The sequence below is a fragment of the Amycolatopsis sp. H20-H5 genome (genome assembly GCF_035828755.1).
Lineage (GTDB): Bacteria > Actinomycetota > Actinomycetes > Mycobacteriales > Pseudonocardiaceae > Amycolatopsis.
Genome location: NZ_JAYMZS010000057.1, coordinates 31,763 through 53,910 on the forward strand (window position 1 = coordinate 31,763; position 22,148 = coordinate 53,910).

Here is a 22,148-nt window from a genome sequence, read left to right on the forward strand (position 1 = left end):
CGAGGGTGAGGAACGGTCAGACCAATTATGAGATATGGTAGTACCGATTGAGGCGGTCAGTCGGCCCTCAGACGCGGGTGTCTCCACCAGGGAAGCTCGTGCGGGAGGGTCCGCGCCGCCCTCGGCCGTCGATCACGGCCCCGCAGTCCCCGCGCCACGAACGCCGCGTCCGAGCCCACCTCGGAAGGCGCCGCGGGGAGCCCGCAGTTCACCCGGCCACCCGGCGGTGGCCGTCCCAGGGGAGTGAAACCTCTTGTCCCAGCCCGAACTCGACTTCGCCACGACCGTGTTCACCAAGGAGTACATCGACGTCGCCGACCGCCGCGAAGCCATCGTCCGGGGCGGGCGGCACCTGTTCGACCGCCTCCCGGCCGCCTTCGACGGGGTGCGGCAGATCGGCGTCATCGGGTGGGGGCCGCAGGGTTCGGCCCAGGCCCAGAACCTCCGTGACTCGCTCGGCGCCGCCGTGCGGGTCACGGTCGGCCTCCGTGCGGGATCCGCCTCGCGCCCCTCGGCGCGAGCGGCGGGATTCACCGAGGCCGACGGCACTCTTGGTGAGATGTTCCAGGTCATCGCCAGTTCGGAGCTCGTGGTCCTGCTGATCTCCGACGCCGCGCAAGCTTCGACCTACGACGAGGTGTTCGCGGCACTGAAACCGGGCACCACGTTGGGGCTCTCGCACGGCTTCCTGCTCGGCCACCTCACCGAGGAGGGCCGGTCCTTCCCAGCGGACGTCGACGTGATCGCCGTCTGCCCCAAGGGAATGGGTGCTTCGGTCCGCGCGCTCTACGTGCAGGGCGCCGAGGTCAACGGCGCGGGGATCAACGCCAGCTTCGCGGTGCACCAGGACGTCACCGGCCGCGCCACGGACCGCGCGCTCGGGTGGTCCGTGGCGCTGGGCGCGCCGTACACCTTCCAGACCACGCTGCGCTCGGAGTACCTCTCCGACATCTCCGGCGAGCGAGCGATCCTGCTGGGCGCGGTGCACGGAATCGTGGAGAGCCTGTACCGGCGGTACCGCGAGCACGGGATGACCGCGGCGGAGGCGTTTCTGCGTTCGGCCGAGTCGGTGACCGGCCCGATCTCGAAGACGATCTCCAAGCACGGCATCGACGGGGTGTACCGGAAGCTGGACGCCGACGGCAAGGAGGTCTTCGCCAAGGCGTACTCGGTGGCCTATCCCGTCGGCCTCGAACTCGTCCACGAGATCTACGACGAGGTGGTGGTCGGCAACGAGGTGCGCAGCGTGGTCGCGGCGGGCGCCCGGCTCGCGCGCTTCCCCATGGGCGAGATCGGCCGGTCCGGCATGTGGCAGGTCGGGCAGCAGGTCCGCGCCGACCGGGTGGACGGCGGCATCCCACTCGACCCGTTCACCGCCGGGGTGTTCTGCGGGGTGATGATGGCGCAGATCGACGCACTGATCGAGGCGGGGCATCCGTATTCCGAGATCGTGAACGAATCGGTGATCGAGGCGGTGGACTCGCTCAACCCGTACATGCACGCGCGCGGGGTGGCGTACATGGTGGACAACTGCTCGGTCACGGCCCGCCTCGGCGCGCGCAAGTGGGCGCCGAGGTTCGACTACGCGCTCACCCAGCAGGCGTATCCGGCGGCCGACGGGGACCAGTCCGTCGACACGACACCGTTCAAGGGCTTCGAGGACCACGTCATCCACGACGTCCTGCGCGTGTGCGGGCAGCTCCGGCCCTCGGTGGACCTGTTCGTCGAGTGACCCTTCCCGGCCGGAGGCGGCGGCGGAGTCTCGCCGTGCTGCTCGGCGTCCAGTGGATGATCACCCTGGACGCGACCGTCGTGAACGTCGCCCTCGACGCCATCGGGCGGGAGCTGGCGTTCTCGGCGGCCGGGCTGGCCTGGGTGGTCAACGGCTACCTGGTCGCGTTCGCGGGCTTCCAGCTGGTGGCGGGGCGGCTCGGCGACCTGTGGGGCGCCAAGCGGGTCTTTCTGGCCGGGGTCGTGGTGTTCACCGCGGCCTCGCTGTGGTGCGGGCTGGCCGGGTCGCCGGTCGTCCTCGTCGCGGCCAGGTTCGTGCAGGGGGTCGGTGCCGCCGTGGCGTCGGCGGTGATTCTGGCGCTCATCGCCGCGGGTAGGCCCGGGACGGGCGCGCGCACCAGGGCGATCGGGTTTCACGGTTTCGTGGGCGCCGCGGGAGCGTCCGCGGGGCTGCTGGTCGGCGGGGTGGTGACCGACGCGGTGGGCTGGCACTGGATCTTCCTGATCAACGTGCCAGCCGGTGTGCTGATCGTGTTCGCCGGGATCCGCCTGCTCGACGACGGCGGCGCGCGGCCCACCGGCGGCCGGGTGGACGCTCTCGGCGGCGTCCTGGTGACCGGTGCCCTACTGCTGGCGGTCTGCGGCCTGATCGACGCTGGCGCTCACGGCTGGACGTCCGCGAGGAGCATGATCATCGGCCTGGTGGTCATGCTCCTCGTCGGAGCTTTCCTGCTCCGGCAGGCGCTGGCCGAATCGCCGTTGGTGCCGCCCGCGCTCTTGGCGGCCCGGTCGTTCCCGATCGGCGGTGTCGTCAGGGTGCTCGTCTCGGCGGGCGCGTTCGGCCAGTTCTTCGTCGAAACGCTGTACCTGCAACGAGTGCTCGGCTACGACGCTTCGGCCGCGGGGTTCGCCTTCGTGCCGTTGACGCTGGTGAACTGCGTATTCTCGCTGTGGATCAGCCGCCGCCTCTGCGGGTGGCTCGGCGAACTGCGCACCCTCGCCGTGACACTGGCGCTTCTGGTGGCGGGCCTGCTGTTGTACGCCGTCCAGCCGCTCGACGCGACCTACCCGGTGGATGTCCTGCCCGCCATGGTCCTGATCGGCGCGGGCATCGGCGGGGCCTGGGTCCCGATGGTGAAGATCGCGATCGACGGCGCGCCCGCCAGCGATTACGGCGTCGCGTCAGGGTTGTTGAACACCGCACAGCAGGCCGGGGCCGCGCTGGGTATCGCGGCCATGGCCGGTGTCGCTTCGACCCGCACCGGCGAACTCCGCGCGACCGGCGCGCTGGCTGACGGCTACCGCCTTTCGTTCGTGGTCGCTGCCATCCTGGTCGCCAGTGCGCTGCCCCTTCTCGTGCTACTCAGCCGCAGGCATTCCGCCGGTGCGAAAACACAGCTACCTCCCAGCTAGACTCGATGTCGACGCGGCGCTTGCCGGGCCGCTATGGCTTCCAGGTGAGCTTTTCGGCGCTGTAGTCGGTGTTCGGCGCCTCATCGGAGTAACTGCCGGAGTCGTACTGTGCGCCGATGACCTCCGCGCCGGGTGACGCGAGCGCGAGCCCGCAGGTCTCGTAGGAAGCGCCCTTGGTGGTGAAGTCCTTGTCCGCGTTCCCGTTGTCACACTTCTTGAATTTGCCGATCACGCTCACTTGCTGCGCCTGGGAGCCGTCGGCGAGTGTGCCGTCGACGCCGCTCAAGGAGCTGTAGGCGAAGCTCGCGCCGCTCTCGTTCGAGATGACCATGCGGATGTAGTACGGCGTCATCCCCTTGGCCTTGTCGCCAAGCTTGAGTAGCGCGAGGTCGGCTTCGGCACCTTTCTCGATGGCCTTGACCGTGATGCCGACCACACCCGTCTCCTTGACCCATTTGAACGGCACGGTGGCCTTCTCGCCAAACTTCAGCTTGCTGCCCTGTTTGGTGAAGTCCCCGCCGGCCGACCCCGTGCTGCTCGGTGCCGCACTGGTCGAAGCCGCGACCTCGGTCGTCGGTGCGCCGACGGAAGAAGGCGCCGCGGAAGGCAGGCCCTTCTTCTGGGCCGAGCAGCTTGCCAGCACCAGAATCGAGGCCGCTACTCCGGTGAACACCAAAACGTGCTTGTGCATCCAACTACTCCTTCATTCTTCGGTTAAGTTCGCAGCTCTGTTAAGGAACAGGCCATCCGCGACGAGTCCCCTCAGTTCGGCTATTGTCCTTTGGCCGCGCGGATTTCAGGGGTCAGCTGCTGGCCGACCTTGTCGGCGAGCAAAGTCATTTCGTACGCGATCAGGCCGATGTCGGTGTCCGGTGACACGAGCACGGCCAGGCATGAGCCATCGGAAATCGTCATCAGCAGCAGGAGTCCGTTGGCCATTTCGACGACGGTCTGCGTGACCGCGCCGCCACCCAGGATCTTCGCGCCGCCCTGCGCCAGTCCGGTCAGTCCGGACGCGACCGCCGAGAGCTGATCGGCCCGGTCCACCGGCAAGCGATCCGAGGCGGCCAGCGGGATTCCGTCCGTGGAGACGACCACTGCGTGTGCCGCGCCCGGGACGCGCCGGACGAACTCCGTCACCAACCAGGCGAAGTCGGGTGACGCCTGCCCTGCCTGTGCTGGCTGCCGTTGCTGCACGGGGTTGTCCCACCTCATGTTCGCTCTTCCCTGTCCGTCGCTCCGTCTGCCTCGCAGACTGGATCGCGACCCCGTTCCTTGAGTGCGTGCCGCCCGCTGGTGTACCCGTGCTGGAACTCGACCATGCGTCCCCGTACGTCGGTCGCCGAGACCGGACGCGACTTCCCCGCCGGCTCGCATCGGCGCTCGATAGTGCCCGGCAGCAGGTTGGTCTGAGGCACTCGCCGCGGCAGGCCGGCCTGAGTTACCGGCGACTCGGAGGCGGAGTCCAGCACTTCGTCCGCGGCGCGCCAGCCTTGATCCGCCGGGCTGCGCCAGCCGTCCTGCGCGTCTCCCGGCTGTTCCGCGGGGTCGAACCAGCGCGACAGCACGGACTGGTAGATCGGCAACCTGCTCGTGTTGACCTCGTCGTCGAGCGCGGTTCCCAGCTCCGGACCGGTGGTTTCGGCCAATGCCACGGGGATGTAGCACAAGTCCTGCTTCGGCAACGCCAGCGGCGCGATCTCGCGGGGCGCGCCGCTTCGCGCCGGTCGACCGGCCGGATCGCCGGGTCCGCTTGAGCGCGCCTGCGGGGTGGTGCGCCCGTTCGGAGCACGCGTCGGGGCGCTGCGGGGATTGGGGATCAGCAGCCTGGCGGGGACCGTGATCCTGACGATCACCCCGCTGTGGTTGTCCTGGTTGTCTCGCAGCCGCACGTCGACGCGGTGCCGTTGCGCCAGCTTGGCGACCACGTAGAGACCCATCCGCCTCGTCATGGAGGCGTCGAGCTCGGGAGGGTCGGCAAGGTTGAGATTGGCGGCCTCGAGCTGCTCCACGGCCATGCCGACCCCGCGGTCGGTGATTTGGATGGCCAGCGAGTCGTGCCGGGTCACCACGGCTCGGATGGTGATGGCCGTTTCGGGATCGGAGAAGAAGGTCGCGTTGTCGAGCAGCTCGGCCAGCAGGTGCATGAGGTCGTGGACCACCCGGCCCTGCACGGAGATATCGGGAACGGCGCCGACCTCGACCCTGGTGTATTGCTCGATCTCCGACACGGCGGCACCAATGACCTCGGCGGCCGACGCGGTCCGCTGCCCGGACTTCGCCAGGACGGCACCGGAGAGCACAAGCAGGCTCTCCCCGTTGCGGCGTAGCCGGGTGGAAAGGTGGTCGAGCTCGAAGAGACGGGCAAGCCGGTCGGGATCCTGCTCGTCGGCCTCGAGCACGTCGATGACCCCGAGCTGCCGTTCCACCAGGCGCTGCGAGCGCCTGGACAGGTTCACGAAGATCCCGCGGACGTTCTCCCGCAGGACAGCCTGCTCGGCGGCGAGCCTGACGGCCTCGCCGTGCACCACGTCGAACGCGCGGGCGACCTGCCCGATCTCCTCGGTGGTGTGCACGGCCACGGGATCGATGGCGGACGCCGCCGCGGCACGGGGATCGGCCTCGCCCATGATCCGCGCGACCGCCTCGGGCAGCTGCCGGTCGGCGACATCGAGGGCGGTGATCCGCAACCTCCGCAACGGACGCAACATCGAGCGGGCGACAAAGGCCATCATCACCAACGCGAGGACCAGCAAACCGAGCATCATCGCGGAGGTGGTGAGCACCGCCCTCCGTTGGGTGACGACCAGGCCGTGGGTGTAGCGCGTGGTCTCGTCGAGCAGCCGGGCTTCCACCTTGCCGATCAGCCCGAGAGTCGCCTTCGAGGAGGACGCCACCGCCGCGGAATCGATCGCCAGCGGCTGGGGGTCCGGCGCGGTGGCCCGCATCAAAGCGAGCTGCTGCAGCTGGAATCGCTGGGAAACCTGCGCCCCGGCGACGGTGTTGGAATAGTCGAGCTGCGCCTCGGGGGTACTCGCGGCGGTGAACCGGTCGATGGTCGCGAGCAGGTCGGACTGCGCGGTGGTGATATTCCTCAGCTCGGCCGGTTCGAACTGATCCTTCACGGCGGCGGCGCGCAGGTACGAGTTCTGCTGCGCGGAATACTCCTTCGCGTCGGAAAGCAGGACGAGCGTGTCGTGCCTGGCTTGCAGGCCCCGGTCGGCAACGTCCGCGCCGAACTTCTCGGCGACGCGCTGCAAGGCGCTGATGACACCGGCATAGGACTCCTGCGCGGCCAGGACGGGGAAGCCCTTGTCGGCATCGGACAGGCGCAACTGAGCCAGCCCGGCAAGCCTGGTCAAGGCCTGGTTATAGGGCCCGGTGGTCGCGCTGTCACCGATTTCGGAAACGAGGGTGACCGTATCCCGGACGTCGTTTTCGGCCGCTTCGGACGCGGTGACGCTCTCGTCGAGCTTCGCCCGATCGCCCGGCCGCCCGGCGGCGATCCACGCGGCCGTTTCCTCCCGCTCCGCCTGCAGACTGCCGACCGTACTGGCGATCTTCCCGGCCAGGCTGAGCCGCTGCTCGGCCCGCTGATAAACGGTGGTGGCCGCGACACCGTCGTGGACCCGCAATCCGGCCAGCACGAGCGCGGCCATGGTCGGCAGGATGAAAGCCGCGGCCAGTTTTCTGCTCAAGCGCCAGTTCGACAGGCCCCGGCGTTGACCCATCGACGACTTCCTTCCGGATCACGGATCGGACGGCCCACCTTTCGCGTCCCACTCGTTTGCCGCCCGACAATAACGATGACCGGACACGGGCGACAGTGGTATTTCCATTCCCCCCACACGCAATCCCTATCGCGAGATCACTTGCCGGTACACCTTGACGACAGCCGGTGACCTGGACCATTCTGCGCGTGAAACGCGAACGCTCTTAAGTGAAAGAAAGGCGATGGGTTTTACTACTAGTACCGGAGGCAACAGGAATGAAGATCAGCCGGGTCCGGGCTTCGGCCCGAACCGCGATCGCCGTCTGCACGACCGTGCTCCTGGCCGCGTCGGGCGCGTGCTCCGGCGAATCCCCAGCGGTACCCGGCAGGGGCGAAGACCAGAACGTGACGCGGAACAGCATGCTGGACAAAGCGCCGATCGCGACCGAGGAGGAATTCGCACAGAGCACGACCGCGCAGGCGATCAAGCAGCGAGGCCAGTTGCTGGTCGGCAGCTCACAGGACACCCCGCTGCTCTCCCAGCAGAACCCCATCACCGGACAGACCGAGGGCTTCGACGCCATCATGGGCAGGCTGCTGGCGAAATACATACTCGGGCGGCCCAATGTCCACATCGTCAACTCCGTGTCGCAGATTCGCGAAGCACTGTTGCAGAACAGCACCGTCGACGTGGTGTTGCAGACGTACTCGGTCACCCCGGCGCGCACCCAGAAGGTCGGTTTCGCGGGCCCGTACTTCATCTCGGGTCCGGCGATACTGGCCAGGAAGGACGACGGCCTGGTCACCAGGGCGGAGGACCTGCGCGACAAGACGGTACTCGCCGTCACCAACTCGACCGGTTCTCAAGTGGTCAGGCAATTCAACCCCAAGGAGGTCATCACCTTCAGCACCAACTCCGAATGCGTCCAGGCGTTGGAGCAGCATCGTGGCGACGTCTACGTCAACGACCTGACCCAGCTCGCCGGTGACGCCCAGCTCAACAACAAGGTCCAGGTCAACAGTGGCACCTTCGGCATGGACCCGTACGGCGTGGGGATCAGGAGGGGCGACGACGCGTTCAGGACGTTCATCAACAACTGGCTGACGAAGATCGAATCCGCGGGCCTGTGGAAGCAGGCTTATCAGGAGTCTCTCGGCACGGTGCTCAAGGGCGAACCACCGGCCCCACCCCAGCCGGGCTCCGTGCCCGGCACTTCGTGATCCGGCAGTGTCCATGAGTGTCTACACAGGTCACTTCGGCGAGCTGGGCCTCGGCTTACTGGTCACCGTCGAACTCACCGGGTCGGCGTTCGTGCTCTCCGTCGTGATCGCCGTGGTCGTGTCCGCCTGCCGGGTGGCGCCGGTGAAACCCTTACGGCTGTTCGGCACCGGGTTCGTGGAGGTGTTCCAGAACATCCCCTTGCTCGTGTGGCTGGCCGTCTTCATGTTCGCGCTGCCGGAAATCGGGCTGGAGTTCGATCTTTTCCCCACCGCGACGATCGCCGTCGCGCTGTACACCTCCGCCTACTACGCGGAGGCCATCCGCTCCGGGATCAACTCCATCGGGCCGGGTCAAACGGAAGCCGCCCGCGCACTCGGTCTCGGCTTCCGCCAGCTCTTGCGGCACGTCGTACTGCCGCAGGCACTGCGCGCCATGCTCCAGCCGATCGGCACGATCACCATCGGGCTGCTGATGAACACCGCACTGGTGGCGGGTGTCGGCGTGCTCGACCTGACCGAGGCCGCACACCGCGTCATCCTGGTCGAGGCCGATCCGCTGCCGGTCTTCCTCGGAATCGGTGTCGTCTACGGCTTGCTGGCGTTGACGATCTCCGCGCTGTTCAGCGCGCTGAACCGGAAACTGGCGCCCCCACGATGACCCGGCCCGGCCCGTCCCTGTTCGACGCCCCCGGCCCGCTCGGCCGAAGGCGTATCCGCATCGCGACGGCGGCGGCGACGGTGCTCGGCCTGGCGCTGCTCGGACTCGCGCTCCGCCAGTTCGCCGTCAACGGCCAGCTCGATCGGGACAAATGGGCTCCGTACGGCACCATGGTCATGTGGCGGTACCTGCTCACCGGGCTCCTCAACACCGTGTTCGCGGCCGCGGTGACACTGCTGCTGAGCTGCCTTTTCGGCATCCTCCTCGCCTTGGCGTGCCTCTCGAAGCACGCGGCCGTCCGCGTGCCTGCCCGCTGCTTTCTCGAGGTCTTCCGAGTACTCCCGCCCGTGCTGCTCATCCTTTTCGCGCTGTTCGTCTTGCCGCGCTACGGGCTGGACCTGCCGCTGCTGTGGAAACTCGTCGTCCCGCTCACCGCCAACCGATCCGCCCAGCTGGCAGTGGTCTTCCGCGCCGGAATCGCTGGGCTGGACCCAGGCCAGCGTGAAGCGGCGGCGGCGCTGGGCATGCGCCAAGCCGGGACGATGGTCCACGTCGTGCTGCCCCAGGCGTTGCGGAACGTCCTGCCCTCACTGGTCAGCCAGACCGTCGGCATCGTCAAGGACACGTCTCTCGGCCTGTTCGTGAGCTACCTCGAACTGCTGAAAAGTGCACAGGTGCTGGCCGCGTTCAATCATCTGCTGATTCAGAGCTATCTGGTCGTCGCTCTCGTGTACCTGCTGGTCAACTATTCGTTGTCGAGGCTGGCGCGGTGGCTGGACGCCCGGCGCTCGCCTGGCATTTCCGGTAACAGAGAGAAAAAATACCAGTCGCGGTAGGTCATCCTTGGACTGTTCACTGTGGTCGGCTGGCCATAAATGGATATGCCCGATATGACGTTCTACCCTGACGAGATGGCGACGGAACTACTGGTGCCGCCGCTGAACCTGCCGGGTCTGGCACTCCTGCGTGACGACGTCAGCGGGACTCAGAAGGCATCCGGAAACTGATGTCATGGCGTCCAGTGACTGACGGGGGACTGTCACGCGGTCTGTTCTGGTGAAGGGGACTTTTGCAAGGTTGAGTCGAGGGTAAGTCCCCTTCAGTCGCGACCCCAGGCTTTGCCGTGTGCCCTGATGGGAGCCTTCACGGCGTTTAACGCTGTCATGGTGGCCTTCAGGGGCACGCGTGAAACGGTCGTGGCGGTATGAAACGGGCGAATGGGTAGACTTTCGTCCTTTGTGGAGGGTAGGCGGCTTCGAAGGCCAGGCGCCCGAGGCTTCGAGCGGCGGCTGCTGCGACAGTTCTCAGACACGTTCTCAGACCCGCGTGTCCGAGTGGGCCAGATCGACGGGACTGGTGTCGGACGAACCAGCCAGCGAACGATTCGATCGAGCGCTGGTCGGATCGGTGGCCTGTTCGGCCTACCCGTACGCACCGGACGGGGTGATCGACCTGGTCGCCGACTGGCTGGGTTGGTACTACGTCTTCGACGATGTCTTGGACGACGTCTTGGACGGCACCCCCGAAGGACTCGATGTCGGCTATGTCGCGACGGTCGTCCACGCGTTGTCCTCGGTGTTCGAAAACGTCGCGCACCGGCATCCGACGCCGGTCGTGGAGGCCTGCCGCGTCGCGCTGACCGACCTGTGGCACCGCAGTTCTGTGAGTATAGGTATTTCTAATACCTTGATGAAGTCGCGACACTTGCCGGTGACTCTCTTGAGTCATCGCGAGCGGGCGTGTATCGGCCGCTGCGCAGTGCCCGGAACAGCGCTATCTTGAAGGCGGGATTATCTCGCCACCTATGGTCTGCCGGGGGCGTACTGAGCGGACCGGCCGAGTAGAACGGACCGTCACATGAGTCCTGATTCCCTCTCCCGGCGCAGCGTGTTGCGTTCCGCTGCCGCCGTTGGACTGAGCACGTCTCTGCTCACCGCATGCGTCACGGGGGGCCGCGACAGCGCCGAGACCCCCGCGTCGCGCGGTACGAAAGACGCGAATAATCCTTTCGGCGTCGAAAACGGCCGCCCACTGGAGGTGGTGGCGTTCAAGGGCGGTTACGGCGATGACTACGTGAAGAACGCCGAGAAGCTGTTCAACTCCCGCTACGCGCGGAGTACGATCGACCACAAAGGACTCCAGAAGGTCGGGGACACCCTGCGGCCGCGGTTCGTGGCCAACACGCCGCCCGACGTGGTGGACAACACCGGGGACGGCAGGCTGGACATCTCCACGCTGGTCTCGTCCCGCCAGTTGACCGACCTGGCCGAACTGCTCGACGCGCCCTCCTGGGACGACCCCACCGTGAAGGTGCGGGACACGCTGTTGCCGGGAGTCGTCGACGACGGCTCGTTCGGCGGCACGTGTCTTTGCCTGAACTACGTCTACACCGCCTACGGGTTTTGGTACTCCAAGTCGTTGTTCGACCAACGTGGCTGGGCCTATCCCTCCACTTGGGACGGTATGGTCTCCCTGTCCGAGGAGATCAAGAAGGCAGGCATCTCGCCGTGGACGTACCAGGGCAAGTACCCCGAGTACGTCAGCGAACCCCTGTTGACCATGGCGGGCAAGACTGGTGGCCCGGCTCTGCTCAAGGCGATCGACAACCTGGAACCCAACGCCTGGCGTACTGAAGCGATGACGAACGCTGCCGAGGCGTTCGCCGAGCTTGCGGGCAAGGGCTTCATCATGCCCGGTTCGGAGGCGCTGTCGCACACTGAGGCGCAGGCCGCGTGGTGTCAGGGCAAAGCGGCGTTCATTCCGTGCGGATCCTGGCTGGAGAGCGAACAGAAGGGCATCACCCCGGACGGGTTCGAGATGGCGATGGGAGTGGTCCCGCCCCGCACGTCTTCGGACAAGATCAAGGCAACGGGGCTCGAAGCCTCAAGCAGCGAGTCGTTCATCGTCCCGGCGAAGGGCAAGAACCCGGCAGGCGGTCTGGAACTGCTGAGGATGCTCTTCTCGAAGGGTGTCGCGAAATCGTTCGCCCAGTCGGCGGGCACACTGCCATCGGTGGCCGGATCGGCCGACGGGATCCGGATGTCGTCCGCGCTCGCCTCGGTTACCGCGGCGGTCAAGGCTGCCGGACCCGATTTGGTCGTCTACCGCCACCGCATTTGGTACGCCGCGTTGGCCAAGGCCACGGACGACGCGGTGGGCGAACTGATCAACGGCCGGATCACGGCGAAGGAGTGGGCCGACCGGATCCAGAAGGCCGCTGACGCCATCGCGAAGGACTCCAGCGTCAAGAAGTACACGCGGCAGTGAGCAGGGGACTCCCGGGTCGGGTTCATCGGCTGCGTGGCGGCTCGGCCTTCGTCATCGTCGCCTTGCTGCCCGCTGTGGTCCTGCACGTCGTGTTCGTGTTGTCGCCGTACGCGCAGTCGTTCTACCTTTCCTTGACCGACTGGAACGGGCTCGCCGGGTCGGCGAGTTTCGTCGGCCTGGACAACTTCGCCCAGCTGGGCTCGGACGGCCTGTTTCTCGACGCGGTGCGGAACAACTTGTTCCTGCTGCTGGTGATGCCGGTGATGACCGTCGCGATCGGCCTGATTCTGGCGTCCACGCTCAAGATGGGCTCGAAGTCCCGCCGTGGCGAGCTGTTCGGCTCGCGCCTGTACCGGATCGTGTTCTTCCTCCCGCAGGTGCTTTCGGTGTCTGTCATCGCCGTCCTGTGGGGGTCCGCGTACAGCCCCAACAGTGGCTTGATCAACGGTGTGCTCCGCGGTGTCGGGCTCGACGGCCTGGCCCGCAGCTGGCTCGCCGAGCCGCGGCTCGCGCTCGTCGCCGTGATGGTGGTGATGGTCTGGTCCGGCGCGGGGTTCTACCTGGTGCTGTTCACCGCGGCGCTGGAGGGCATCCCCCGGGAGATCTACGAAGCGGCGCTGATCGACGGTGCCAACGGCTGGGTCACGTTCTGGCGGATCACGCTGCCGTTGCTACGGGAGAACGTCCAGGTGGCGTTCGTCTACCTCGGCATGGCCGCGCTGGACGGGTTCGCACTCGTGCAGATCATGACCGTCGGCCCCGGCGGCCCGGACGGCGCGACCGAGGTGATCGGGCTTTCGCTGTACCGCGCCGCTTTCACCTACGGCAAGTTCGGCTACGCCTCGGCCATGGGCGTCGCACTGTTCTTCGGCTCGCTGGTGTTCGCGGTGTTCGCCCTGGGCGGCGGCCGGCGCACTCAAACGGAGCTCGCGTGAAACGTGTCCCGCTACACCTGGCGATGATGTCCTGGGCGGTGGTCACCGCGCTACCGCTGCTGTGGGTGGTGTTCAGCGCCCTCAAGTCGAACAAGGAGATCCTCACCAGTCCGTGGTCGCTGCCCTCGCGGCCGCACCTGGACAACTTCGGCAGAGCCTGGACCGAAGCGTCGATCGGCCGCTACTTTCTCAACTCGATCGTCGTCGTGGGGGGCGCGCTGATCTTGACCATAACGGTCGGTTCACTGGCCGCGTACGTGCTGGCGCGGTACTCCTTTCGCGGCAATAGGTTCATCTACTATCTCTTCGTCACCTCGATGTTCTTTCCGATGCTCCTCGCCCTCGTGCCGCTGTTCTTCACCGTCCAGCGGTTGGGTCTGCTCAGCACTCACCTGGGACTGATCCTGGTCTACGCGGCCTACGCGACACCGTTCACGATCTTCTTCCTGCACGCTTTCTTCGGGACGCAACCGACTTCGGTGGCCGAGGCGGCGTTCATGGACGGCTGTTCCCACGCTGGCGTCTTCTTCCAGGTGATGCTGCCGATGGCCCGGCCGGGGATCGTCTCGGTGGCGATCTTCAACTTCCTCGGCCTGTGGAACCAGTACCTGCTCCCACTGGTGCTCAATCCCGACCCCGAGAAGTACGTACTTTCCCAGGGCCTGGCGGCACTGTCCACCAGCCAGGGCTACCGCAGCGACTGGAGCGGCCTGTTCGCCGGGCTGACGATCGCCATGCTCCCGGTCCTCGTCGCCTACGTGGCGTTCCAGCGCTACATCCAGGTCGCCACCACCTCCGGTGCCGCCAACGATCCGGGTCTGGCCCGCTAGAAGCCGCGCCGTCATGCAGCTGACCCCGGGAATCCGCACGAGCAAACGACAATAGTCGTGGCAAACCGCGAGCAGGATTCTATCCTGGTATATTAATTACCCCATTCTTGACTCACCGTTTTTCTTGTTCGCGCTTGACCATGCGGTGTCCGCTGGCTATTTTCATTGTTATTACAACGGATTTTGGGGCGAATAAGCGGGGTGGGATTCTTGAACAAATCACGAAGCAGGTCCCTGACTGTCGCGGCTGTGCTGGCGACGGTCGCGGCGGGCGTCATGGTTTCCGCGGGCGTCGCGAGTGCCGATCCTTATGACTGCCCGGACGGCGCCGTTTGTGCTTGGCCGTATGAAGGTTACAACGGGCAGGTCGCGGTGCATTATGGCGCTGTCCGTCCGGGAGAATGCTGGGCGCCGGGCTTCGAGGCACTGTCCGTGCTGAACTTCACCGGCCAGGACCAGCAGACCTGGAGCGACTACTACTGCACCGTCGGCGGCGACCTCCTCCGCGACGGTCAGGGCCATGGCGGGGGTGGCTACGCCTACAGCATCGGGGCGTACCCGTGAACGGCCGTTGACAGCCGCGCTTCGCCTGGAGTCGCGGCAGGGCCGGGCCCGGATCCTCTCCCCCGGGAGGGTCCGGGTCTTCACCTTTCCGGGTCCTCCCGGTCCTGAACGCCGTCATCGCCACTAGGAGCAACCTGGATGACCCGAAAGCCGCGGTCGCGTCCCGGACGCAGTCTCGGGTGGTTCCTCCTTGTCGTCCTGGCGTTCTACGCACTCGTGTTCTTCACCGGTGACCGGACGCCCGCGGCAAAACTGGGGATCGATCTGCGCGGCGGCACCCGGGTCACGTTGACCGCGCGCACCCCGGACGGCGGGCGGCCGTCACGGGCGTCGCTGGACCAGGCGCGCCAGATCATCCAGACGCGGGTGAACGGCATCGGGGTCGGCGGGACACAGGTGATCCTCGACGCGGACAACATCGTGATCACCGTCCCTGGCGAACAGGGTGACCAGGCCAAGAACCTGGGCAAGACGGCGAGGCTCGGCTTCCGCAAGGTCGTGGCCGCGTACGACGCCGCCACCCCGGTGCCGCCGCCCCCGGCCGGTGGAGGTGCGCCCGGCGCGGCACCCGCTCAGCCGCCGGTGACGCCACCGGTGGACGGTTCCCTCGACGCGAAAACCGCCAAGGAGGTGCAGGACGCCAAGGCGGTCCGGCAGAACCCGGTCCTGCTCCCGTCGAACCAAGCCGATCAAGAAGTCCTGCAGCGTGCGCTGAGTTCCCTGAACTGCCGCCCCGGCGCGTACGACCCGCTGGTCGGCAACGACGATCCAGCGCGGCCGTTGGTGACCTGCGACGAGAAGGGAACGGAGAAGTTCCTGCTCGAACCGGAGTTCCTGCGTGGCACGGAGGTCGGCGACGCCACTTCCGGCTACAACTCACAGGCAGGGGGGCAGACGGTCAACCTGTCCTTCACCGCCGCGGGCACCAAGACCTGGGGCGAGTTCACCTCGGCGAATGTCAACCAGCGCGCGGCCTTCGTGCTCGACACCAGGGTCGTGTCGGCCCCCGGCATCACCAGCGCGATCCTGGATGGGAAGACCGAGATCAGGGGCAAGTTCACCCCGGCGGAGGCGAAGAGCCTCGCCGACATCCTGAAGTACGGTTCGCTGCCGCTGTCGTTCACGTCGTCCGATGCCACCACGGTTTCCGCGACGCTGGGCCTCGCTTCACTTCAGGCGGGCTTGACGGCGGGCGGAATCGGGCTCTTGGTGGTCTTCGTCTACTGCCTGTTCTACTACCGGCTGCTCGGCGTCCTGACGATCCTGTCTCTCGCCCTGTCGGGCACGCTGATCTACGCGGTGCTTGTGCTGCTCGGCCGGTGGATCGGTTACACGCTCGACCTCGCGGGGATCGCCGGCCTGATCATCGCGATCGGCATCACGGCGGATTCGTTCGTGATCTTCTTCGAGCGGCTGAAGGACGAGATCCGTGTCGGCCGGACGCTCCGGTCGGCCGTGTCTCGCGGCTGGGTCCGGGCCAGGCGGACGATCCTGGCGTCGGACGCGGTCAGCTTCCTGGCCGCCGCGATCCTTTATGTGTTGGCGATCGGTGACGTGCAGGGTTTCGCTTTCACCCTCGGGATGTCGACGGTGCTCGATCTGGTCGTGGTCTGTCTGGTGACGCATCCGGTCGTCGCCCTGGTCTCCGACGCCGGTTCGACGTTCCTGTCCGCCCCCCGGAACCTCGGGCTGGGTGCTGTCCAGAGGCTCGGTTCCCACACAGCCTTTCGAAGTCCCTGAGCCGAAAAACGGTGGCCACGAAAGACAGGGCCGTCATTTACCGGGAGAGGAATTACGACATGAACCGCAATCCTATCGGTCGCCTCGCCTTCAGCGTCACGGCTGCGCTTTTGTTACCTGCCAAGGCACTGGTCACCCTGGCCACCGGCGCCGCACCCAATGCCGTACACCTGCGCTACGACGCCCACAGCGCGCCCGACTTCCAGGCCGAAGCAGATCCCGGCCGCAGCGAATTGGGACGCGTCCGTGCGCAACGTGCGACTGCGACCAGGTGGCCGGGGCACCATCAGGATCCACGAAGTGTCCGGCGGTGGTTCCGGCACCGACACGAACGGCCACGGCGACGGTGACATTTCCTGCGATGATGGTCGCACTTGCCGCTGCCGTGGTTTCCTTGGTGACGCCAAGCGTGGCGTCTGCCGCGCCAAAAGCTGGCGACCAGGCGTCTATGGCTATTCATGATGCATCGTGGCGGCCTGGAGGGTTTTCTCTCAGTTCTCGCAGCGCCTACGTGGTCTATCAAAATGATGGCAACCTGGTCATTTATACCAACGGCCGCCCGGTGTGGGCGACCAACACAAGCGGCTACGCTCCGGGGCAACTGGTAATGCAGGATGACAGCAACTTCGTCCTCTACGACATAAACGGCACACCTCGGTGGTCGAGCGGAACCCAATTCGCGTGCTGACGCCAACGACAAGCCCGATTTCGTTACGACCCGGCCGGTGAGCCGAGCAACGACAGCGCCGCGTGGTGATAGGCCGCCTGGACCGCGGGTAAGGCCTCCAGGTGGGCACGCTCGTCGGGCCCGTGAAGGCCCTGATAGGGCAAGCCGAAGCCGGCGGTCGACGGAATTCCCAGCCCTGCCAGGAAGTTACCGATGTTGGACGGGCCGGCGACCTTGTGGCGGGCGTTGATCCCCGCTGCCATGGCTCCCGCGAGCAGCGCGGCGGCCGGTTGATCATCACCGCCCAGCTGGTACGGCGGCCACGAGGTGATCGTCTCGATCGTGGTGGCGCGAGAAGCGGGATACGTCGCGTCCAGCGCGTCGGTGAGGCGGATGTCGATTCCGACGAGGCAATGGTCCGGGACGGTCGAGAAGCTCTCGCCGCCGCGGATCTCGGTGACCGTCAGCTTCGGCGGCAGGGGGAACCCGTTCGGCACGCACCGGGGGAGCGCGGTCGCTTCGAGTGCGTTGACGAGGTGAGCCCCCCGTACGACGGCGTTGCTGGGCGTGGGCTTTGACGTACCAGAGTGACCGGCCTCGCCGAAGACGTGCACGCGAACACGGAACACGCCCCGGCCCCCGACGACGATCTCGTCGAGGCCGGGGTAGCCGATCAGCACACCGGAGACCGGGCGAGAATCGGCGACGAACGCCTGGGCCCCGCCGAAGGTGCCGGTGTGCTCATCGACGTCGAGCAAGACCGTCAACGTTCCTTGGAGGGCTTCGGCGCACGGAACGATGGCGCGCGCGAGATGGCAGAACATCGCGGCAGCCGTTTTGGAATCGGCCGCGCCCCGCCCGCGGATCCAGCCGTCAACCACGTCACCGGCCGTCGGCGGGAACGACCAAGCGTTCAGATCGCCGAACGGAGCGGTGTCGAGGCAGGCGTCCAGCACCCAAGCGGGCCCCTCGTTCCCGCCGACGATCTCGCACGCGAGTCCCACCGGGATTCCGCCGGGACCGGCCAAGCGCCGACAAGGCAGGCCTTGGCCGACCAACCATTTCTCAGCGACCGCCACTATTGGCTCGTGGTCGTCGACACCGCCACGCGACGGCTCGCGGATCAACGCGCAAGCCAGTTCCGTGACTGACTCGGCATCGCCTCGGGCCTGCTCCACCAGCTGGTCTGTCACCAGCCCGCCCTCCACTCTTTGCGGTGCACCTCGCCCTCGATTGTGGCAGCACCTCGTCACCGTGGCAACGCAGGGCGACGCTCGGGCTCCCGAGAGACCACAAAGGACAATCAGAAGCGGACGGAACCCGTTTCCTGACCACTGGGGTTCGGCTAGCAGGACGACTCCGTCGGTGACGAGCTGGTCCATGAAGGCCGCGTGCTCGCGCCAACCGGCTTGCTCGCGGATGCCGCGCGAATCGTCCCAGCCAGGACCATGCGCCAGCATGAGCGCGAAGTTCGCCATTGTCATTCGCCGCGCTCGACCGGGGTGGTCGCCTCGGCGGGCCAACGCGACCAGAGTCCGGCAGTGTCTTCGAACGCGTCTGAGAACTGTCGCAGCAGCCGCCGCTCGAAGCCTCGGGCGCCTGTCCTTCGAAGCCGCTTACCCTCCACAAAGGACGAAAAGTCTACCCATTCGCCCGTTTCATACCGCCACGACCGTTTCGTGCGTGCCCCTGAAGGCCACCATGACAGCGTTAAACGCCGTGAAGGCTCCCATCAGGGCACACGGCAAAGCCTGGGGTCGCGACTGAAGGGGACCTTCCCTCGACTCAACCTTGCAAAAGTCCCCTTCACCAGAACAGACCGCGTGAAAGTCCCCGTCAGTCAACGCGGCCCTAGGCACCAAACTGGACGACATGACATCAGTTTCCAGACGCCCTCTTCGACAACGACGGCGTCATAGTCGTCGAGCATTTGCTCGGCCTGTGCTTGCGGGTCGTTCAACCAATCCGGCCCTTCATAGAAGGCTGCTTTGAGCGTGGTCCGGCTCGCCTCGTCCGGGAAGCCGCGCAGCCACACGAAGGTGCCGTCGTCCTGGTGGGGAAACGGCCCGAGGATCTTTATGCCGAGCCGTCGCTGGATGGGGAACGCGCGGGTGCACAGCAACTCCAGTAGCGGCGCACGCATCGACGGCTTGGCACGACAAGCACGGATCTCCACAACAGCTCCCACTTTGATACCATGAATGATCACGCGGGCGAGTACAAGTACGCACTTCGCGGTGCGTGCCGGAAAGGCATGAGCGATAGTGCTGTATTCGCTCGCGCAGCAACCACGCCGATTCAATGAACTGCAGCGGTTGGCACAGCCAACTCGGCGTGCGGCGATTCGGCGAAGATCAAATCCAGGAGTTGATTGTCGCCATCAGTCCGGCTCGACAGTGATGTGGGTTTCTTTCCCGGCCAAGCCGACCACACCGTCCGCCTCTACAACGACGGGTCGTTCGGCCGCCCGGGCAGGGTAGCGTCGATCACGTGAGTCGCCGATGCGGCGTTCCGAGCGAGGGTGGGAGCTGAGGGCGTGACCAGGGTTGTTCTCATCAGCGGAGGGCTCTGGGAAGACGTTGGAACCGAGCAATTCTGGCGGCGGCCCGGAATCGTTGCCGGGCTGCTGGCAGCTGGCTTTGAGGTTGTGACGCCGCCTCGTCCGGACCGCCCACTCAGCTGGTCACAGGAAGTCGAGTACGTCGGAAGGGCGCTGACCGCGGATCCTGTGACCATCATCGCGGGATCGAACGGGTGCTCCGTGGCGGCCGGGCTGGCCTCGGCCTACCCTGATCGTGTCGCGAAACTCCTGCTGGCGTGGCCCGCGACCGCTGGGGACCCAGGTGTCGACGAGCGAGCCCGTAGTCGGCTGCTCCGACAGGAGGCGAGCCCGGATGTCGTCTGCGCGCTGCTCGCTGGCGACACGCTCCGGGGCCACACAGACCGTCAGTTGTCCACGTTGCGGATGGAAGTCGGCGTCCTTCCCTCTATACCCGACAATCCCGCCCACCAAAGGCGAACAGTCGACGCGCTTCTCAGGGTGCTACCTCGAGTCCAGGAATTGCCGGGCTGCCCCGAATCGCCGAGGCCGCAGTTCGCGGTCCACCTGCGGTCGTTCCTAGGCACCGTGGTGAATTTCGTGCTCGGTGGAAGTTGATCTGGGGATCTATTGAAGGGTTCACGCGGGGAACAGCTGAGCGCCGGGTGTCTGTTCGTCTCTGACGAGGTCAGGGCGCGCGCCGCCCACGGTGGCCGAGAGGCTGACCGGTTGGCCGGTGGGGTCACCGACACGCAGCTGGTCGAGCAGCACGCACCGTCGGGCAGGCGCCCCCGACCTGTCGACGGTGCGAGTCTCGCCGCGCGGCACTGCCGTCAGCCGGTGGGTGCCGGTCAAGGCCTGACGGGCTGCCATCGCCACTGGCGGCCCGGCCCGCATGAGGGACTTCATTTCGTGAGCAACGCGCTCTACGTTGCCATCGTCGTCAACGATGCGTGGGCGTAGGCATCCGCGCCAGGGTCGTAGCGTGGTCATCGCCGGGGCAACGTTTCCGCTGGCCGACTGGCTCCTCCGATTCGACAAGCTGGATGGGCAGGTCTTCCACTAGTTCCTAGCGTTACATTCCTTCGAACGAATTCCTGAGTGAATCGACTGTGTGTGCGGATGCTCACAGTGATGGAATCTGCCCGAAGTTGTCGACTGTGGCGACACCTTTGTGTGGTCTTCGCCCTCTTGCCCGCATGTCATGTTCCATGACAGTGAGTTTCCGTGCAGAACCAGAAGTCTTTTCCAGTATGTGTTGGGGCGCTTGGTCGCGTAAGCTATCGGATTTGCCTTGCGGTCGCTGAACCGGGTGAAGTTCCGTTGAAAGCGGAACCGGGAACGTAAGGTTATTGTCCTGAGTGACCATTAGCTGACCTGGTCGTTAATCTGAACCCGGTCTTGGTGTGGTGGTCAGTGACAGAAACGGAGAGAACGGGACATGATGCTGACCCAACGGGGAAAACGTGCTCGGACGGTGGCGGTGGTGCCGGCGATGTGTGTGGCGATGTTCTTCCCGTTGAGTTCGGCGCAGGCGGCCGCCCTGCCCCCGGGGTGCGTCGGCGCGGTGACATCGGGCAACGACACCGTTACCTGCACTGCCAACCTCGCTGCGGGCGCGGTGATCGACACCGGGGCCGGTGATGACACGATCGTGATCAAGGCTGACGTCCTGGAAGGCGCGGTGGTGCGCGGTGGCGCGGGCAACGACAAGATCTCCGCGTACAACGTCGGCCGGTTCGTCTGCCCTGAGGGAAAGCTGACGCCGGACGACTTCGGGGCGAACGACGTCAACGGCGGCACGCTCGACGGCGGCGCCGGCGACGACGAGATCACCGTCGGCGGACAGGCCCGATCCAAGGCGTGTGACAAGGCCATTGCGGCGGCCACGCCGAACGGCAACGTCGGGCGGCACGGCGCGGTCCTCGGCGGCGACGGCAAAGACACCATCAAGGTCGGCAGCGTCGGCTACGTCTACCAGCCCGACCCCGACAAGAAGAACAACGCCTCCATCGCCCACGGCGGCAGGGTCGCCGGCGACGCCGGTGACGACAGCATCACCATCGGCCTGGCCAGCCTCGGCGAGCGGCCACCGAGCTCCGAATACCCCAACGAGCCGGACGCAGTCTTCGGCGGCGCGGGCAACGACACGATCACCTTGACCAAGATCATGGGTGCCGCGGACATCTACGGCGACGCCTATGCGCCGATCACCGGCGCAGGCAACGACAGGATCTCCGTGGACACCATGGTCAGCGGCTGGGTGCACGGAGGCCCCGGCGACGACGTCATCACCGGCGGCGCGCTTGGCGGCGCGTCCGCCTGGCTCTGGGGCGACGCGGGCAATGACACTATCGAGGCCGTAGACCTCGGCCTGGGGAGCAGCCTCTTCGGAGGCGACGGCAATGACCTGCTTTCGGCCAAGACTGTCAACAAGGACGGCAAGTCCATCTACGGTAACGTCATCGGAGGCAATGGTGACGACAAGATCGACGTCGGGCTCCTCGCTGGCTCCACGTCGTTCATTCGCGGCGACGGTCTGGCCGGTGACACCGATCCCAACCACGGCACCGGCAAGGACACCATCACTGTTGATACCAACAACGGCGAGATCTACGGCGGTAACGCCGACGATGTCATCAAAGTAAAACTCAACAACAAACTCGTCGACGGCGGCGCGGGCACCGACACATGCACCGTCGAGAAGCAAGGGACGAAATCGGCCAGCAAAAGCTGCGAAAAGAAATGGGTGTAGTTCGGCTGGAGTGAGGTGGACTGGTCTGTGACCTGCGGGTTTTCCGGCCCTGATCATGAGGAAGGGCTCCTTCCCGCTACGTTCTTAGGTGCTTACGCCAAGTACGTGGTCAAAGA

At 66.2% G+C, this 22,148-nt stretch carries 20 protein-coding genes; 14 read left to right on the forward strand and 6 right to left on the reverse strand.

Annotated features, from left to right (window positions below; genetic code table 11):
- The first annotated feature begins 253 nt into the window (after positions 1-253).
- On the forward strand, positions 254-1,732 hold the full coding sequence (locus QMK34_RS27490) for a ketol-acid reductoisomerase (protein ID WP_326417365.1): 1,479 nt from the start codon (positions 254-256) through the stop codon (positions 1,730-1,732).
- Positions 1,729-3,144: an MFS transporter gene (locus QMK34_RS27495; RefSeq protein ID WP_326417366.1), complete on the forward strand. Its 1,416-nt coding sequence runs from the start codon at positions 1,729-1,731 to the stop codon at positions 3,142-3,144. Before QMK34_RS27490 ends, QMK34_RS27495 begins: the two co-directional genes overlap by 4 nt.
- Positions 3,145-3,175: 31 nt before the next feature.
- Here QMK34_RS27495 and QMK34_RS27500 read toward each other — a convergent pair whose 3' ends face one another.
- The 3 genes from QMK34_RS27500 to QMK34_RS27510 form a co-directional block, all read right to left on the reverse strand.
- Positions 3,176-3,835, reverse strand: coding sequence for a hypothetical protein (locus QMK34_RS27500; RefSeq protein ID WP_326417368.1), 660 nt, complete (start codon positions 3,833-3,835; stop codon positions 3,176-3,178).
- 80 nt (positions 3,836-3,915) lie between these two features.
- Positions 3,916-4,359, reverse strand: a complete 444-nt coding sequence (locus QMK34_RS27505) for a roadblock/LC7 domain-containing protein (protein WP_326417369.1) — start codon at positions 4,357-4,359, stop codon at positions 3,916-3,918.
- Positions 4,356-6,875 carry a sensor histidine kinase gene (locus QMK34_RS27510; RefSeq protein ID WP_326417370.1) on the reverse strand — a complete coding sequence of 840 codons (2,520 nt, stop codon included), beginning with the start codon at positions 6,873-6,875 and terminating at the stop codon, positions 4,356-4,358. Before QMK34_RS27510 ends, QMK34_RS27505 begins: the two co-directional genes overlap by 4 nt.
- Before the next feature lie 257 nt (positions 6,876-7,132).
- On the opposite strand from QMK34_RS27510, the gene QMK34_RS27515 reads away from it, so the two are divergent.
- The 10 genes from QMK34_RS27515 to QMK34_RS27560 all read left to right on the forward strand — a co-directional run bounded on the left by QMK34_RS27515 (position 7,133) and on the right by QMK34_RS27560 (position 16,759).
- Positions 7,133-8,077, forward strand: a complete 945-nt coding sequence (locus QMK34_RS27515; RefSeq protein ID WP_326417371.1) for a transporter substrate-binding domain-containing protein — start codon at positions 7,133-7,135, stop codon at positions 8,075-8,077.
- Between the two features lie 13 nt (positions 8,078-8,090).
- Positions 8,091-8,735: an amino acid ABC transporter permease gene (locus tag QMK34_RS27520; protein WP_326417372.1), complete on the forward strand. Its 645-nt coding sequence runs from the start codon at positions 8,091-8,093 to the stop codon at positions 8,733-8,735.
- Positions 8,732-9,571 carry an amino acid ABC transporter permease gene (locus QMK34_RS27525; protein ID WP_326417373.1) on the forward strand — a complete coding sequence of 280 codons (840 nt, stop codon included), beginning with the start codon at positions 8,732-8,734 and terminating at the stop codon, positions 9,569-9,571. Before QMK34_RS27520 ends, QMK34_RS27525 begins: the two co-directional genes overlap by 4 nt.
- A gap of 520 nt (positions 9,572-10,091) precedes the next feature.
- The gene (locus QMK34_RS27530; RefSeq protein WP_326417375.1) at positions 10,092-10,517 is read left to right on the forward strand and encodes a hypothetical protein; all 426 of its coding nucleotides are present in this window, start codon (positions 10,092-10,094) and stop codon (positions 10,515-10,517) included.
- A 75-nt stretch (positions 10,518-10,592) separates the two neighbouring features.
- The gene (ngcE, locus tag QMK34_RS27535) at positions 10,593-12,002 is read left to right on the forward strand and encodes an N-acetylglucosamine/diacetylchitobiose ABC transporter substrate-binding protein (RefSeq protein WP_326417376.1); all 1,410 of its coding nucleotides are present in this window, start codon (positions 10,593-10,595) and stop codon (positions 12,000-12,002) included.
- Positions 11,999-12,937, forward strand: a complete 939-nt coding sequence (locus QMK34_RS27540) for a carbohydrate ABC transporter permease (protein WP_326417377.1) — start codon at positions 11,999-12,001, stop codon at positions 12,935-12,937. The genes ngcE and QMK34_RS27540 overlap by 4 nt, the downstream gene beginning before the upstream one ends.
- Entirely contained in the window at positions 12,934-13,767 is an 834-nt protein-coding gene (locus tag QMK34_RS27545) for a carbohydrate ABC transporter permease (protein WP_326417378.1), read from the forward strand. The genes QMK34_RS27540 and QMK34_RS27545 overlap by 4 nt, the downstream gene beginning before the upstream one ends.
- A gap of 249 nt (positions 13,768-14,016) precedes the next feature.
- Positions 14,017-14,331: a peptidase inhibitor family I36 protein gene (locus tag QMK34_RS27550; RefSeq protein ID WP_326417379.1), complete on the forward strand. Its 315-nt coding sequence runs from the start codon at positions 14,017-14,019 to the stop codon at positions 14,329-14,331.
- 138 nt (positions 14,332-14,469) lie between these two features.
- Entirely contained in the window at positions 14,470-16,071 is a 1,602-nt protein-coding gene (secD, locus tag QMK34_RS27555) for a protein translocase subunit SecD (protein ID WP_326417380.1), read from the forward strand.
- Positions 16,072-16,432: 361 nt separating this feature from the next.
- Entirely contained in the window at positions 16,433-16,759 is a 327-nt protein-coding gene (locus QMK34_RS27560; protein WP_326417381.1) for a hypothetical protein, read from the forward strand.
- Positions 16,760-16,782: 23 nt separating this feature from the next.
- Here the strand turns inward: QMK34_RS27560 and QMK34_RS27565 are convergent, their stop codons facing one another.
- Entirely contained in the window at positions 16,783-17,931 is a 1,149-nt protein-coding gene (locus QMK34_RS27565; RefSeq protein ID WP_326417382.1) for a M20 family metallopeptidase, read from the reverse strand.
- Positions 17,932-18,578: 647 nt separating this feature from the next.
- Positions 18,579-18,914, reverse strand: a complete 336-nt coding sequence (locus tag QMK34_RS27570; protein ID WP_326417384.1) for a hypothetical protein — start codon at positions 18,912-18,914, stop codon at positions 18,579-18,581.
- 360 nt (positions 18,915-19,274) lie between these two features.
- Here QMK34_RS27570 and QMK34_RS27575 point away from each other — a divergent pair, with 360 nt between their 5' ends.
- Positions 19,275-19,895 (forward strand): alpha/beta fold hydrolase, encoded by a 621-nt coding sequence (locus tag QMK34_RS27575; RefSeq protein WP_326417386.1) that lies wholly within the window; start codon positions 19,275-19,277, stop codon positions 19,893-19,895.
- Between the two features lie 21 nt (positions 19,896-19,916).
- Here QMK34_RS27575 and QMK34_RS27580 read toward each other — a convergent pair whose 3' ends face one another.
- On the reverse strand, positions 19,917-20,186 hold the full coding sequence (locus QMK34_RS27580; protein WP_326417387.1) for a hypothetical protein: 270 nt from the start codon (positions 20,184-20,186) through the stop codon (positions 19,917-19,919).
- A 532-nt stretch (positions 20,187-20,718) separates the two neighbouring features.
- On the opposite strand from QMK34_RS27580, the gene QMK34_RS27585 reads away from it, so the two are divergent.
- Positions 20,719-22,032, forward strand: a complete 1,314-nt coding sequence (locus tag QMK34_RS27585) for a hypothetical protein (protein ID WP_326417388.1) — start codon at positions 20,719-20,721, stop codon at positions 22,030-22,032.
- The last annotated feature ends 116 nt before the right edge of the window (positions 22,033-22,148 follow it).